The organism is Rhizobium leguminosarum (assembly GCF_019798305.1).
Classification (GTDB): domain Bacteria; phylum Pseudomonadota; class Alphaproteobacteria; order Rhizobiales; family Rhizobiaceae; genus Rhizobium; species Rhizobium leguminosarum_U.
In genome coordinates, this window is sequence record NZ_JAAXDD010000007.1 from 206,008 (window position 1) to 219,940 (window position 13,933).

Genomic DNA, 13,933 nt, shown 5'->3' on the forward strand with positions numbered 1-13,933 from the left:
CACTATGTAAAGAAAAGGTTGATCATGTGTGGCATTTTTGCCATCGTGTGACCGCATTTGACAGTCATCTGAGGCAGTACGGGACATTGTCTGTCTGACGGGGATCGAGTTGCCGAATCTGAATGGGAATTCCAAGCCTTCGCGCTTGAGCTGGCGCTTGTTGTGCGCCGACATCTGCGGAAAGGCAATAAGGACGGTAGCGGCCGCCCTTCTTGCGCTCGCGGTTTCCTCACCGGTATTCGTTAGTACGCCTTCGCAGGCAGCGGGCGACACCCGCAGCCTCAAGCTCTATTTCATTCATACCGGCGAAAAAGCCGTTATCACCTACAAGCGCAATGGCAAGTTCGACCCCAAGGGCCTGGAGCAGCTGAATCGCTTCCTGCGCGACTGGCGCAAGAATCAGCCGACGAAAATGGACCCGCGGCTGTTCGACCTGATCTGGGAAGTTTATCGCCAGAGCGGTTCGAGGGACTACATCAACGTCGTCTGCGGTTTCCGTTCGCCGGGAACCAACGAGATGCTGCGTGGCCGCTCGCGCAATTCCGGCGTCGCCGAAAAGAGCCAGCATATGCTCGGCAAGGCGATGGACTTCTTCATTCCCGACGTCAAGCTGGCGACGCTGCGCGGCATCGGCATGAAGATGCAGGTCGGCGGCGTCGGCTTCTATCCGAAGTCGGGCTCGCCCTTCGTTCACATGGATGTCGGCGGCGTTCGCGCCTGGCCGCGCATGAGCCGAGACGAGCTGGTTCGGCTCTTCCCCAACGGCAATACCATCCATATTCCGGCCGACGGCAAGCCACTGCCGGGCTACCAGCAGGCGATGGCCGACTATAAGCGCCGCGTCAGCGGCACGCAGATCCAGATCGCCAGCGCTTCCGAATCGGCGCCGAAGCACAAGACGCTGTTTGCCGCGCTCTTTGGCGGCGGGGCCGACGAGCAGGAAGACGAGACGGACGATTCGACGCCTGTTGCCGTTGCCAAGGCGACGCCGCCGAAGGCCGAGCCTGCTCCTGTCGAGCCGCAGCAGACCGAAGTCGCCGATGTGAACGCGCCGGTGCCGCAGGTTCGCCCTGCGTTCAGCAACCAGCCCGCCGGCAGCGAAGTCGCGAGCGCGCTCGTAGCGCCGCCTTCGGGTAATGCCGCACAGCAGGCTCTTACGGCCCTTCCGGTCGATCAGGCCCAGCCGCAGCAGTTCGCCGACCTCAGCGCCTACAGCATTCCGGTTCCCTCGCTTCTCGGCCAGCGCCGTGCGCCTGGTGACGCCGAGGTCGCGTCGACCGATCCGATGCTGACGGGCGCAAATGGGCTGCCGGTTCCGACGCCGGTCGAACGCCCTGCCGTTGCCGAGAACCTTCTTGCTGCGGCCGAGGCCGATCCGGAGGCAGAAGCCGACGAAGCCGATCAGGACGCGCTGTCTCCTGCCGTGGCCGACGCACTCGACCAGCAGCGGAACGATGGGGAAAGCCAGATCGCGTCGAAGGCGCCGCCGCAGACGGTCGAGCAGGCGATCAACGCCGCGATGACGCAAAAGGCGCCTGCCACAAAGCCGCCGCTCGAACTCGCTGCATTGGCGCCGATGACCAAATCGGCAAGCTTTGGCGATAGTTTCGACGAACCGGCCGCCGAAAGCGCCGTGGCGCAGGGTCTTCCTGCCAAGGGTGGTCGCCCGACGCAGAAGGAAGCCGCCGCAGCGGGTGCCAGCCGCACGACGGTGCGCACCGAGCCGAAGCTGACGGAAAAGATGATCTCGCAATGGGCGCTCACCAATGCCCGCCTGGAAATGGCCTCCAAGCAGGTCAAGGCGCCGCGGTTCGTCAGCCAGGCGATGCGCGCCCAGCCGACCGCCGTCTATGCCGAGGGCTTCAACGTCAAGACCGCTTCGGTCGACCCGGCCCGCTTCAGCGGTACGGCTGTGAATTTCATGGAAGTGCGCAAGTTCAACACGAACTGAGCCTGCCGATTACGGAATATCGAATACCGCCGGAGCGATCCGGCTGTTTTTCTTTGGCCGCTTCGACGGGGTAATGTCACTGTTTAACCCGGCGCGTTCTCCGCAAAAGAAAAGCCGCCGGGCGGTCCGGCGGCTTGTCGACATATCAGCGATGCTATGCGGATCAGCCTTCCGGCGGCGACTCGATCATGCCGAGCGCGAGCAGGTAGGTGTCGAGGATTGCTTCCTCTTCCATGCGCTCCTGCTCGTCCTTCTTGCGCAACGCCACGACCTTCTTCAGGATCTTGGTATCGAAGCCCGTACCCTTGGCTTCGCCATAGACGTCCTTGATGTCGTCGGCGATGGTCTTCTTTTCTTCTTCCAGCCGTTCAATGCGCTCGATGAAAGCGCGAAGCTGATCGCGGGCGACGCCATGAGCATCAGACATCGTGTTCTCCTGATTTTTCGGTGATCGATTTTGGATGCCAGTGACTGCCGCGAAGCGACGTCACGGTCAAGCCTGTTCGCGGCCAGCCAAGCTATTTGTGCGGGTTGTTCAGTTCAAAAGCAGCTTTTTGCACAGGTGAAGCCTCGTTCTGATGAAGATTCTTCCAGTCCTCATAGGGCATGCCATAGACCATTTCGCGCGATTCGTCCCTGGTCACCGCGACGCCTTCGGCCTCGGCGGCTTCGCGATACCAGTTTGACAGGCAGTTGCGGCAGAAGCCGGCCAGATTCATCAGATCGATGTTCTGAACGTCGCTGCGTTCGCGAAGATGTGCGATGAGGCGGCGAAAGGCGGCGGCCTCGAATTCGGTCTGTTGTTCCTTGCTGAGCGCGGTCATCTCGCTTCCTTTCGTTAAAGTGGGGCCTTCGTTCAATAGGGGCCGGTGCGCGACAGGTGAACGTCGTATTCGTGCAAGGCGGGATCGGCATTCATCGCCGCAAAGATCGGCGCCAGGCGTTCGGCCCATGCCGATATGCCGGTCTCGTCTCCGATCAGATCCTGGCGCACTTCGAGCAGCGCATGCGGAATGCCGGTGATCATGCAATGGCGGTACATGGTATCGCCCTTCAGCGCGCCGTCATAGGGTTCGTTGTCGCCGACGGCGAGATCGGGATCGGCGCGCAGCATGTCAAGCAGCGGGCCGACAGCACGATGGTCGCTGTCCCAGAGGACGGCGGCGTGCCAGGGACGGGGGATGCCTTTCCAGGCCGACGTGAAGGAGTGCAGCGACAGCACCAGCGGTGCCCTGCCGGTGGCATTCGCCACGCTGTCGATCGTTGTGGCCACGGCATGGTGATAGGGGCGATGGAAGGATTCGATGCGGTAGTCCCATTCCTGCGGCGTGATCGGATGATTGCCTGATATGACGGCGCCATCGGAGATCTTCATGATCAGCGTCGGATCGTCTTCGCCGCGGTTCGGATCGATCAGCAGTCGCGAGAAGCCGCCGAGCACGGCGGGAACGCTGAGCCTTGCCGAAAGCTGCCGCGTCAGGCCCTCGATGCCGATGTCATAGGCGATATGTCGAGCGAAGGCCGCGTCGGGCAGTCCGAGCCGGCCATATCGCGCGGGAAGGCGGTTCATCGCGTGATCTGCGAGGATCACCATGCCTTTGTCACGTTTGCCGGGTAGGATTTCGAAGGATTGGAAGTCGTCCATGAAGGAAATGCCGTTCGCCATTGCGCCGTCGGGCGCAGTGATCGCATGTGCCTGCGGCAGGTTCAAGCGCGGCAGGCGGGGAGAGGCTGAGCCGGACCCTCGACAGGTGGTTATGAAAGGAAATATAATCGATTAGCATTGCGTTGACTTTCGCTTGACGGCGGCGCAAGAAGACACGGATACGAATAACCGTGGAGCTATTTGGGAGCCGTGTTGATCCAAGCCGCGCCAAGTTTCCTCACGCGGTCCGGGCCGCTGGTCCGTCTCGCTCTGTTCGCTCTTGCAGCCGCCATGCCGTTTTTCATCGCAGATGCCGCGCGCGCCGATTTTCGCGTCTGCAACGGAACACAGAATCTCGTCGGCGTCGCGATCGGATACCGGGCCAAGGATGGCTGGGTGACGGAGGGCTGGTGGCAGGTGCCGGCAACGACCTGCGCCACGCTGATCGAGGGAGAATTACAGTCGCGATATTACTACCTCTATGCAGAGGACGCCGCCCGGGGTGGACGATGGACGGGTGACGTGCAGATGTGCGTGGCGGAAAACGAATTCAAGATCACGGGTGTGCAGGATTGTTATGCCCGCGGTTACCAGAAGATGGGATTCAAGGAATATGATACGGGCCGCCAGGGTAGCTGGATGGTTCAACTCTCCGACACCCCAGGGACGCAAGAAAGCCAGAATTGATGAAGCGTAATCGCAAAATTAAAATCCTCGCCACCCTCGGGCCAGCCTCCTCCGAGGAATCGATGATCGAGAAGCTCCACCAGGCCGGTGCCGATGTCTTCCGCATCAATATGAGCCATGCGAGCCACGACATGATGCGTACGCTGATCCAGCGCATCCGCTCGGTCGAAGCGCGCTCCGGCCGGCCGATCGGCATTCTCGCCGACCTGCAGGGACCGAAACTGCGTGTCGGCAAGTTCATCGACGGCAAGGTGGATCTGAGGCCCGGCCAGACGTTCACGCTCGACAACAACGAAGCGCTCGGCGATCAGAGCCGCGTCTATCTGCCGCACCCCGAGATCCTGGAGTCGGTGCAGCCTGGCCACCGCCTGCTGATCGATGACGGCAAGCTCGCCCTGCGCGCAGAAAAATGCGACGGCAAGAGCATCGTCACCACTGTTATTTCGGGCACGCGCATCTCCGACCGCAAGGGCGTCAGCCTTCCCGATACGTTGCTCGGCGTCGGCGCGCTGACGGACAAGGACCGTGCCGACCTCGATGCCGTGCTCGCCACCGACGATGTCGACTGGGTGGCGCTTTCCTTCGTCCAGCGTCCCGACGACCTCGCCGAAGTGCGCAAGATCGCCCGCGGCCGCGTCGGCCTGATGTCGAAGATCGAAAAGCCGCAGGCTCTCGAGCGCATCGAGGAAATCATCGAACTGTCAGACGCATTGATGGTCGCCCGCGGTGATCTCGGCGTCGAAATGCCGCTCGAATCGGTTCCCGGCATCCAGAAGCAGCTGATCCGCGCCTGCCGCCGCTCGGGCAAGCCGGTGGTTGTTGCCACGCAGATGCTGGAATCGATGATCTCCGCGCCGGTTCCGACGCGCGCCGAAGTTTCCGACGTCGCGACCGCCGTTTTCGAAGGTGCGGATGCCGTCATGCTCTCGGCCGAGTCGGCCTCGGGCGACTATCCCGTCGAAGCTGTCACGACGATGGCGTCGATTGCCACCGCCATCGAGCGCGAGCCGCATTATCCCGGCATCATCTATGCCCAGCGTGCCCAACCGGAAGCGACCGGTGCCGATGCGATCTCGCTGGCCGCCCGTCAGATCGCCGAAACGCTGAAGCTGTCGGCGATCGTCTGTTACACTTCGTCGGGCACAACGGGCCTTCGCGCCTCGCGCGAGCGTCCGCAAGTGCCGATCCTGGCACTATCGCCGATCATCAAGACGGCACGCCGTCTTGCCGTCGTCTGGGGCCTGCATTGCGTCGTCACCCATGACGCGACCGATCTCGACGACATGGTCAACCGCGCCTGCCGTATCGTCGCGGACGAGGGTTTCGGCAAGCCGGGCGACCGCATCATCATCTCGGCCGGCGTGCCGCTCGGCACGCCCGGCGCCACCAACATGATCCGCATCGCCTATATCGGTTCCGACGGCCAGAGCGGCATCTGATCCGATCGCATGCTTTCGAAAGCCCGCTGCCTGAAGAGGCGGCGCGCTTTTTCGTTGATAAGGCGAGTTATTGCCAAGGATCGTCGAGCGTGCAAGTTTCGATTCATGAGTTCGGAGGGATCATCATGGATATCGTCACGCTTCTGGCTTTTGCAGCCGTTTCCTTCGTCGGCATCGCGACGCCGGGGCCGACGGTGCTGCTGGCGCTGACCAACGGGTCGCGGCACGGTCTGCGCCGGGCAATAGCCGGCATGATCGGCGCGGTGCTGTCCGATTTCGTGCTGATCGGCGCTGTGGCGATCGGGCTCGGTGCGCTGCTCGCCGCATCGGAATTCTGGTTCTCGATGCTGAAATGGGCGGGTGCCGCCTATCTCGCTTTTCTCGGTATCATGCTGCTGCGCTCGAAGGGCACGATCGATGCGGCGTTGAAGTCCGGCGCGCCTGCGGGAGTGACATCGCCCTTCTCGATCGGGCTGAAGAGCTTCATGGTCGCGGCGACCAATCCGAAGGGTTATCTGTTCTTCTCGGCTTTCCTGCCCCAGTTCATCGACCCGATCCTGCCGCAGGCGACGCAATACGTGCTACTCGCCCTTGTCTTTGCCGCGCTCGATTTCCTCATCATGTTCGGCTACGCCTTCTTCGGCTCGCAGGCGGTGCGTCTCCTGAAAACCTCAGGCGCCATGTGGCTGGAGCGAGCCTGCGGTGGGGCGCTGCTGGCGCTCGCCGGCTCGCTGGCCTTCTATCGCCGGGCAACCGTCTGAGTTCAGGGTTGAGGCAGGGATAGGTGGCCGACGCGGTAGGCCTGGGTGTGCTCGCCGATCTCGGGAATCTCTCGCCATAACCTGAAGCGTACCCGCGTCCAGCTCGTCGGTTCGAAGCCGGAAACGGAGGCGAGTGCGCCGCCTGTCGCCAGGTCTGCTTCGGCGGCCGCGCTTTCGGCGCGGCGAATGTCGGCGAGCGGCGTGTAGGCCTCTGTTTGCAGAATATCGTGTGTGGCGAACCTGGCTGCGGCGATGTCGGATGAGACTTCCGACCGCCAGACGATCCAGGTTCTCACCTGCGGCCAGCCGAAGGCGTCGGTCAGCGTTTCGAAGCCCGGGCCGCAGAGGAAGTCGCTTGCCCCTTGCGGCGTCTGCCAGAGATAGAAGGGCGCATAGAGATTGTCGTGGCTGCCGAACTCTCCCTTGCGTGCGCTGAGATAGGCTTTGAAGCCGAGATTGGGAAAGCCGTCGAGCAGTGGACCCTTGTCGCGGATGCGGCGGTCGATAATCGACATGTCGTAATCGGCAGGCAGGGTGAAGCTGTACTGCATGGTGATCATGACTGTGCCTCCACCGGTTGCAGCCATTCGACGATGCTGCCGTTTTCGGTCGGCTGCACGCTGATATAGCTGAAGGGGCTGTCATCGGCCGCTCCATGCCAGTGACGCTCGCCGGGCGCAAACCAGGCGGCATCGCCGGCGCGCAATGTTTCAACCGGGCCGCCCTCGTTTTGCGCCAGCCCATGGCCCGAAAGTACATAAAGTAGCTGGCCTCTGGGATGCGTGTGCCAGCGGGTGATGGTGCCGGGATCGAGCGTGGCGCGCATTGCGGTGTTCTCGCCATCGGCGCTGCCTTCGAGCAGCATCTCGACCCAGAAAGGCGCAGTTGCGACGCCCTCCGGCGAGCGGACCGCCTTGCCGGGGCGCCTGATGGTCATGGTCGTCGGGTTCGAAGCACTCATTGCCGGGCTCCAGCCAGACGAAGCCGCCAGTCTGGGTCGGTCATCTGGGCAATGCCATTACCGAAAGACCAGTCTTCCGGTGCGCTGGTGCTGATGACGATCATCACGTCCTCGGGCCGAAGGCCCGGCGATTGCGCCAGGAGTTCGGCGAGCCGCCGATAGAGTGCTGCCTTCATCACGCCGGTGCGAGGCCTGCCGATCGTGATCGAGATATAGACGAAATCGTCGGAGCGCGGGCCGGCTAGATAGCTGCGGTCGAAGATCAGCTCGTTCTCGTCGTGCTGGTGAATGGTCTGGAAGCGGTCGTTTTCGGGCACGTCGAAGGTCTCGACCAGGGCGCGCTGGATGTTGTCGGCCAGCGCCGCGACGTAGTCCGCCGACTTGCCTTTGCGAAGGGAAATGCGAACGAAGGGCATCGGGATCTCCATGGTTCAGGCCGTCCGTCGGCCTTGACAGCAGAAGCATCGCACGGCACGATGATGCTGAAAATCAGAATTTTATGAATTAATGATCCTGAAAAATGGGATTATCTAATGCGACGGACGATCTTCGATCTCGATGTGCTTCGAACCTTTTCGACCGGCATGGAACTCGGCAATTTCGCCAAGGCGGCCGAGCGGCTCGGACGTTCGACCTCGGCAGTGAGTGCGCAGCTGAAGAAGCTGGAGGAGCAGGCGGGCACGCCGATCTTCCGCAAGGTGGGGCGCGGGCTGGCGCTGACCGATGCCGGCGAGACGATGCTCGGTTATGCCAGGCGGCTGCTGGAACTCAACGACGAGGCGACTGCGGCCGTCAACAGCGTCGAGCTGGAAGGCTGGGTGCGGCTCGGCCTGCAGGAGGACTTCGGCGAGACCCTGCTGCCTGATGTGCTCGGCCGCTTTGCGCGTGCGCATCCGAAGGTCCGGATCGAAGCGCGGGTGGTGCGCAATGCCGAGCTGCTCGAGCGCGTCACATCGGGCAAGCTCGATCTGGCGCTTGCCTGGAGCGATGGCACGCTGACGGCGCATTGCGAGCGGATCGGCGAAGTGCCGATGCGCTGGATCGGACCTGCCGAGGGGCAGCCGGGCTGGCAAGCGGCAAGCGGCGAGCCGATGCCGCTCGCTTCGTTGGAGGCGCCGTGTCTGTTGCGGAGCGCGGCGACCAAGGCACTTGATGAGGCGGGCATCTCCTGGCGGCTCGCCTTCGTCAGTCCCAGTCTCGGCGGTCTTTGGGCCGCGACGGCGGCGGGCCTCGGCCTTACCATCCGCACGCCGATCGGCCTGCCGGCGAAGGTCCGGCCGCTGGCGCCGGGGACAATCGGCCTGCCTGATTTGCCGAAGCTCGGTCTGGTTCTGCATCGAGCGGAAGCCGAACCGCAGCCGGCTGCGGCCCGGCTTGCCGAACTCGTGCTTCAGTCGGTGCATGGCGCGGTGCATGGGGTGGTGGCCCGAGATCTCAGCATTGACCGTTCGGACGCGTGGCTGTAGTTTCGAACCGCTATGAAGACGTTCATCCTCAATATCGCTTCGGTCTTCTTCTTGGGCCTCTAAGGCTCTGCCTTCGGGCATCAGAAGATGTGGCCACTGACCAGCCTTTGCGGCTGGCGCGTTGCCGTGGACCGTAATGACCCTGCGCCTGGCCAAGGACAGACAGAGCTGGCAGGATTGGCGATAGAGAGACATATCATGACATCAGATGTTTACCCGCCGGCACTGAGTGCTGCGCAGATCGAGCGATTCATCGAGTACGGTTTCGTCAGGATCGACGACGCTTTTCCCCGCGAATTGGCCAGGGAGGCCCGTGCCATCATGTGGCGTGACATTCCCTTCGCTGCGGATGATACAAGCACGTGGACGCAGCCGGTCGTGCGGCTTGCCGGCTATGGCGGCGGGCCGTTCGAGAAAGCCGTCAACACGCCGGTATTGCATTCGGCCTTCGACCAGCTCGTCGGCAAAGGGCGCTGGGAGCCGCGCAATGGACTCGGCAGTTTCCCGGTCCGCTTTCCCCATCCCGATGATCCCGGCGATGCCGGTTGGCATGTCGACCTGAGCTTTCCCGGTGAAGATTCCGATCCGGATGAGCAACGGGACTTTTCCGCCTGGCGGGTGAACATCACCTCGCGCGGGCGGGCGCTGCTGATGCTCTTCCTGTTTTCGGATGTCGGGGAGGAGGATGCGCCGACCCGTATCCGTGTCGGTTCACACAAGGATATCGTCCGCCTTCTGGCGCCCGCGGGCGAGGCGGGGATGGCCCACCTTTGGCTGGAGCATGTTGGAGAAGAGCGGCCGCTGGCGTTGGCAACAGGGCAGGCGGGCACAGTCTATCTCTGCCATCCATTCCTCATCCATGCAGCGCAGATGCATCGCGGCAAGGAGCCGCGTTTTATGGCGCAGCCCGGCCTCGCGCCTTCCGAAGCTCTTCGGCTTGAACGGCAGGACGGCGCCTATTCGCCGGTCGAGATCGCGATCCGCCGGGCGCTTCAGGATCAATTATCTGATTGGTGATCTGGCATCCGGCTCGAGAGCCGGATGCCTCGCGGCTACTTCATAATTCAAAGTGCTACAGTGTCCTTTGCGCGTCTGAAAAGACGCGCGGGACTGTAGGGTGCCGGCACGTCATCTCAGCCGAACCGTTCCAGAGCCATGGCGAAGATATCGGAATCGACATTGCCGCCGGAGGTGACGGCGATGACCGTGTCGCTTTCCAGAGCATCGCCATGGAAGAGGGCGGCGGCAAGTGCCACCGCGCCGCCGGGCTCGACGACGATCTTCAACCGCGAGAAGGCGAGTGCCATGGCGCGCAGCGCCTCCCCGTCGGTGACGACGATGCCGGCGCCGGCGAGGCGCTTGAGGATCGGGAAGGTGATATTACCCGGCTGTGGCGTCACGATGGCATCGCAGATCGAGCCTGATACCGACGCGTTGCGCTCGATCTTGCCGGAGGCGAGCGAGCGGGTGGTGTCGTCGAAATCCTTGGGCTCGCATGGACGGACGCGAAAGCCCGGTGCACTTGCCTCGAGGGCAAGCGCGATGCCGGAGCTCAGGCCGCCGCCGCCGCAGGGTATGAGCACTTCGGCGGAGGAGATGCCATCCTCCTGCGCCTGCTCGGCGATTTCGAGCCCCGTCGTACCCTGGCCGGCGATCACTAGCGGTTCGTCGAAAGGCTTGATCAGCGTCAGGCCGCGCTCGGCCGAGAGCTTCGCACCGATCGCGTCACGGTTCTCTTTGTCGCGGTCGTAAAGCACGATTTCGGCGCCGAACGCGCGCGTATTGGCAATCTTCAGCTTTGGCGCGTCGCTCGGCATGATCATGACGGAGGGAATGCCATGCAGCTTGGCCGCAAGTGCGACGCCTTGGGCGTGATTGCCGGAGGAAAAGGCGATGACGCCCTTGGCACGGGTGGTGGGATCAAGGCCGGAAACGGCCGACCAGCCGCCACGGAACTTGAAGGAGCCGGAATGCTGCAGGCATTCGGCCTTCACGAACAGGCGCCGGCCGGCGATTTCGTCGAGGAAGGGGGATGACAGAAGCGGCGTGCGCCTGATATGGCCGCGCAGACGGGCGCGGGCGGCGACAATCATTTCAATGCTGGCCATTCGGGAATCGTCCTGCTTGCGGGTTCGCCCATGCATAGGGCGAGGCAAGCTACTTGTGAACGACGACTTTGTCACGGTGACATGAATATGAGAATGCTTCCGCCCGCTTGATCCGACGATCGTCAGTAACCGCTCGCCGACCCTTCCGTCGCGCGGCTATCCATGGCGCCGTTATACCGCGCGCCGCCGCCCTTTTCGATAGCGGCAAGGCTCTTGCCGCCGACAAGAATGCCGGCCGCCTGGCCCCAGAGCGGCGCGTCATTGCCGCCATCGAAGCTGTAGCCCATCGCGGCGAGCGTCTTTTCCGTATCCGGCGAAAGTGCATAGGGTTCGAGAAAGACCTTGTCGGGCTGCCATTGGTGGTGGAGACGCGGGGCGTTGACCGCCTGACTGATATCCATGCCGAAATCGACGACATTGAGGATCGCTTCCAACGTGATGGTGATGATGCGCGAGCCGCCGGGGCTGCCGATCACCATGAAGGGTTTGCCGTCTCGGGTGACGATCGTCGGGCTCATCGAGGAGAGCGGCGTCTTCTTCGGGACAATGGCATTGGCCTCGCCCTGCACCAGTCCGTAGAGGTTCGGCACGCCGGGCTTGGAAGTGAAATCGTCCATCTCGTTGTTGAGCAGTACACCGGTGCCGGGTGCTACGACGGCGGCACCGAAGGAGCCATTCAGCGTATAAGTGACGGCGACCGCATTGCCCTCGTCGTCGATGATCGAATAATGCGTGGTCTCGGTGCTTTCCTTGCCGCCGAGCGGCTTCAGGTTCGCCGAGGTGCCGGCTTTGTAAGGGTCGATCTTGGCGGCGATCTCCAGAGCATACTTCTTTTCCAATAGCTTTGTGACCGGGTTCTCGACGAAATCTGGATCGCCGAGCGCTGCATTGCGGTCGACATAAGCATAGCGCATCGCCTCGACCATGATGTGCACGGTTTCGGCCGAGTTATAGCCGAGATAGGAAAGCGGATAGCCTTCGAGAACGTTGAGGATCTCACAGATGATGACGCCGCCGGAAGACGGCGGCGGCGAGGAGATGATGTCGTAGCCGCGGTAATTGCACTCGATCGGCTTCAGCTCGCGCACGGCATATTGCTCGAAATCCTCCTTGGCGAGGATACCGCCCTTGGCCTGGCTCGCCTTGACGATCGCCTCGGCGGGTGCCGACTTGTAGAAGGCGTCGGGGCCTTTTTCGGAGATGCCTGCCAGGACGGCGGCAAGGTCCGGTTGCTGGAGTTTTTCGCCGGATGCATAGGGTTTACCATCCGGTTTCAGGAAGATTTTCGCTGCCGCCTCATCCTTGGCGAGGCGCTTGGCGCCGCCGGCAAAGCTTGCGGCATCGCCCTGTTCCAGCGTGAAGCCCTCCTTGGCGAAGCGGAGCGCCGGTGCGATCAGTTCCTCGCGCGGTTTGGTGCCGTATTTCTCGCGTGCGGTCTCGAAGCCCATCACGGAGCCGGGCACGCCGACGGCGAGATAACCGTCAAGGCTGGCGCGCGGCACGACGTCGCCGTTAGCATCCAGATACATCGTTTTCGTCGCGGCAAGCGGCGCGCGTTCGCGAAAATCGAGGAAGGTCTTGGTGCCGTCCTTCAGGCGGATGGTCATGAAGCCGCCGCCGCCGAGGTTGCCAGCCGCGGGATAGACGACCGCCAGCGCATAACCGACGGCGACCGCTGCATCGACGGCATTGCCGCCGCCTTTCAGCACCTCGACGCCGACATCGGTCGCCAGATGCTGGGCGGTGACCACCATGCCGTGCTCGGCTTCGACGGGTGCAGGCGAGGCGGCGAAAGCCGAGGTCAGGCTCAGCGCGAATGCTGATATGACGGAGATCGTCCCGATATGCAGGCGGCCCATGATTTCCCCTCCTATGGACAATGATGGAAAAACATATGGGACTGCGACGGTCCGAGGCAATGCAAGGGGTTGGCTTTAAAGCATGTCGTGCAAAAGAATATCGCGGGTTTGAGACGACGACATGGATAAAAATATATCCTAAAGCGTCAGGAGTTCGGCGAGTTTCCGGTTGGTGTCGTCGTCATCGAGCGGGGTATAGACGATGACCTTCATCTCCGGCCGGTTTGTCAGCGTCAGGCCGGTATGTTCGAAGGACATGCGGCCCTTGACGGGGTGGTTAATGCGCTTGATGCCGGATAGCGGGCTGACGACCTCGTGGCGCTGCCACCAGTCGCGAAATTCGTCACTTGCCTGCTTCAGTAGCGCGATCAGCCGTTCGAAATCCGGATCGCCGGCATAACGTGCGCTGTCGGCGCGGAACATTGCCAGCGAGACGCGGGCAACCGATTCCCAATCGACGAGCAGCCGGCGATGCGCCGAGTCGGCGAACAGACGATGCATGATGTTGCGTTCGTCGCGGTCGAGCGTGTCGTAACCACCGAACAGCATGTCGGCGGCGCGGTTCCAGGCGAGGACGTCCCACCGGCGGCCGAGCACATAGGCCGGTTGGTGGGTCAGGTTGGCGAGCATGCGTTGCAGCGGCTCGTCGACGCATTCGGGTGCGGACGATACAGCCTGCGGAGCAGGGCGATTGTTGAGGGTGAAGAGATGCCGGCGTTCGGCCTCATCGAGGCGCAGTGCATCGGCAAGGGCGTTGAGCACCTGTGTCGAGGGCCTGATGTCGCGGCCCTGTTCCAGCCATGTGTACCAAGTGGTGCCGACGCCGGCGAGCATGGCGAGCTCCTCGCGCCGGAGACCCGGCGTGCGCCGACGGAAACCCTCCGGCAAGCCCACCTCGGACGGCGTCAGCCGCTCGCGGCGAGAGCGCAGAAAGGCTGCAAATTCACGGCGGCGGGCTTCGAATGTGTCGGCTCTCTGGTCCATGGCGGTGATCATATCAGTATCGATACCAGGATAAAACTGGAACTGTTTGCCGTTTCCAGGCCGCGCATGATG

Annotated in this window: 15 protein-coding genes; 6 read left to right on the forward strand and 9 right to left on the reverse strand. The window is 62.6% G+C overall.

The genetic code is table 11. From position 1 onward, the window contains the following. Positions 1-109 precede the first annotated feature (109 nt). Positions 110-1,951: a DUF882 domain-containing protein gene (locus HFO99_RS14525; RefSeq protein WP_222361917.1), complete on the forward strand. Its 1,842-nt coding sequence runs from the start codon at positions 110-112 to the stop codon at positions 1,949-1,951. A 163-nt stretch (positions 1,952-2,114) separates the two neighbouring features. Here HFO99_RS14525 and HFO99_RS14530 read toward each other — a convergent pair whose 3' ends face one another. From HFO99_RS14530 to HFO99_RS14540, 3 genes are all read right to left on the reverse strand, one after another. Next, the gene (locus HFO99_RS14530; protein ID WP_007631616.1) at positions 2,115-2,378 is read right to left on the reverse strand and encodes a DUF2312 domain-containing protein; all 264 of its coding nucleotides are present in this window, start codon (positions 2,376-2,378) and stop codon (positions 2,115-2,117) included. 91 nt (positions 2,379-2,469) lie between these two features. Next, the gene (locus HFO99_RS14535; protein WP_164578625.1) at positions 2,470-2,775 is read right to left on the reverse strand and encodes a DUF1244 domain-containing protein; all 306 of its coding nucleotides are present in this window, start codon (positions 2,773-2,775) and stop codon (positions 2,470-2,472) included. 32 nt (positions 2,776-2,807) lie between these two features. Next, the gene (locus HFO99_RS14540) at positions 2,808-3,596 is read right to left on the reverse strand and encodes an N-formylglutamate amidohydrolase (RefSeq protein WP_222362082.1); all 789 of its coding nucleotides are present in this window, start codon (positions 3,594-3,596) and stop codon (positions 2,808-2,810) included. A gap of 201 nt (positions 3,597-3,797) precedes the next feature. On the opposite strand from HFO99_RS14540, the gene HFO99_RS14545 reads away from it, so the two are divergent. From HFO99_RS14545 to HFO99_RS14555, 3 genes are all read left to right on the forward strand, one after another. Continuing rightward, positions 3,798-4,283, forward strand: coding sequence for a DUF1036 domain-containing protein (locus HFO99_RS14545; protein WP_017967841.1), 486 nt, complete (start codon positions 3,798-3,800; stop codon positions 4,281-4,283). Beyond that, positions 4,283-5,722 carry a pyruvate kinase gene (gene pyk, locus HFO99_RS14550; RefSeq protein ID WP_222361919.1) on the forward strand — a complete coding sequence of 480 codons (1,440 nt, stop codon included), beginning with the start codon at positions 4,283-4,285 and terminating at the stop codon, positions 5,720-5,722. Before HFO99_RS14545 ends, pyk begins: the two co-directional genes overlap by 1 nt. A 125-nt stretch (positions 5,723-5,847) precedes the next feature. Next, the gene (locus HFO99_RS14555) at positions 5,848-6,483 is read left to right on the forward strand and encodes a LysE family translocator (RefSeq protein WP_222361921.1); all 636 of its coding nucleotides are present in this window, start codon (positions 5,848-5,850) and stop codon (positions 6,481-6,483) included. 2 nt (positions 6,484-6,485) lie between these two features. On the opposite strand, the gene HFO99_RS14560 is transcribed toward HFO99_RS14555, so the two are convergent. From HFO99_RS14560 to HFO99_RS14570, 3 genes are read right to left on the reverse strand one after another with little or no spacing between them, the layout of a single operon-like run. Further along, positions 6,486-7,043, reverse strand: a complete 558-nt coding sequence (locus tag HFO99_RS14560) for a DUF4865 family protein (RefSeq protein ID WP_222361923.1) — start codon at positions 7,041-7,043, stop codon at positions 6,486-6,488. After that, positions 7,040-7,444 (reverse strand): cupin domain-containing protein, encoded by a 405-nt coding sequence (locus tag HFO99_RS14565; protein WP_222361926.1) that lies wholly within the window; start codon positions 7,442-7,444, stop codon positions 7,040-7,042. The genes HFO99_RS14560 and HFO99_RS14565 overlap by 4 nt, the downstream gene beginning before the upstream one ends. Continuing rightward, a complete protein-coding gene (locus HFO99_RS14570; protein WP_222361928.1) occupies positions 7,441-7,860 on the reverse strand; it encodes a tautomerase family protein in 420 nt (139 codons plus the stop codon). The genes HFO99_RS14565 and HFO99_RS14570 overlap by 4 nt, the downstream gene beginning before the upstream one ends. 117 nt (positions 7,861-7,977) lie before the next feature. On the opposite strand from HFO99_RS14570, the gene HFO99_RS14575 reads away from it, so the two are divergent. Together HFO99_RS14575 and HFO99_RS14580 are read left to right on the forward strand one after the other, a co-directional pair. Then, on the forward strand, positions 7,978-8,910 hold the full coding sequence (locus tag HFO99_RS14575; protein WP_222361930.1) for a LysR substrate-binding domain-containing protein: 933 nt from the start codon (positions 7,978-7,980) through the stop codon (positions 8,908-8,910). A gap of 198 nt (positions 8,911-9,108) precedes the next feature. Beyond that, the gene (locus HFO99_RS14580; RefSeq protein ID WP_222361932.1) at positions 9,109-9,927 is read left to right on the forward strand and encodes a phytanoyl-CoA dioxygenase family protein; all 819 of its coding nucleotides are present in this window, start codon (positions 9,109-9,111) and stop codon (positions 9,925-9,927) included. Between the two features lie 116 nt (positions 9,928-10,043). Here HFO99_RS14580 and HFO99_RS14585 read toward each other — a convergent pair whose 3' ends face one another. From HFO99_RS14585 to HFO99_RS14595, 3 genes are all read right to left on the reverse strand, one after another. Then, complete coding sequence (locus tag HFO99_RS14585; protein ID WP_222361934.1) at positions 10,044-11,018, reverse strand: threonine/serine dehydratase; 975 nt, start codon at positions 11,016-11,018, stop codon at positions 10,044-10,046. A 122-nt stretch (positions 11,019-11,140) separates the two neighbouring features. Then, on the reverse strand, positions 11,141-12,877 hold the full coding sequence (gene ggt / locus HFO99_RS14590; protein ID WP_222361936.1) for a gamma-glutamyltransferase: 1,737 nt from the start codon (positions 12,875-12,877) through the stop codon (positions 11,141-11,143). A 138-nt stretch (positions 12,878-13,015) separates the two neighbouring features. Then, entirely contained in the window at positions 13,016-13,873 is an 858-nt protein-coding gene (locus tag HFO99_RS14595; RefSeq protein WP_222361938.1) for a helix-turn-helix transcriptional regulator, read from the reverse strand. Positions 13,874-13,933: the final 60 nt, after the last annotated feature.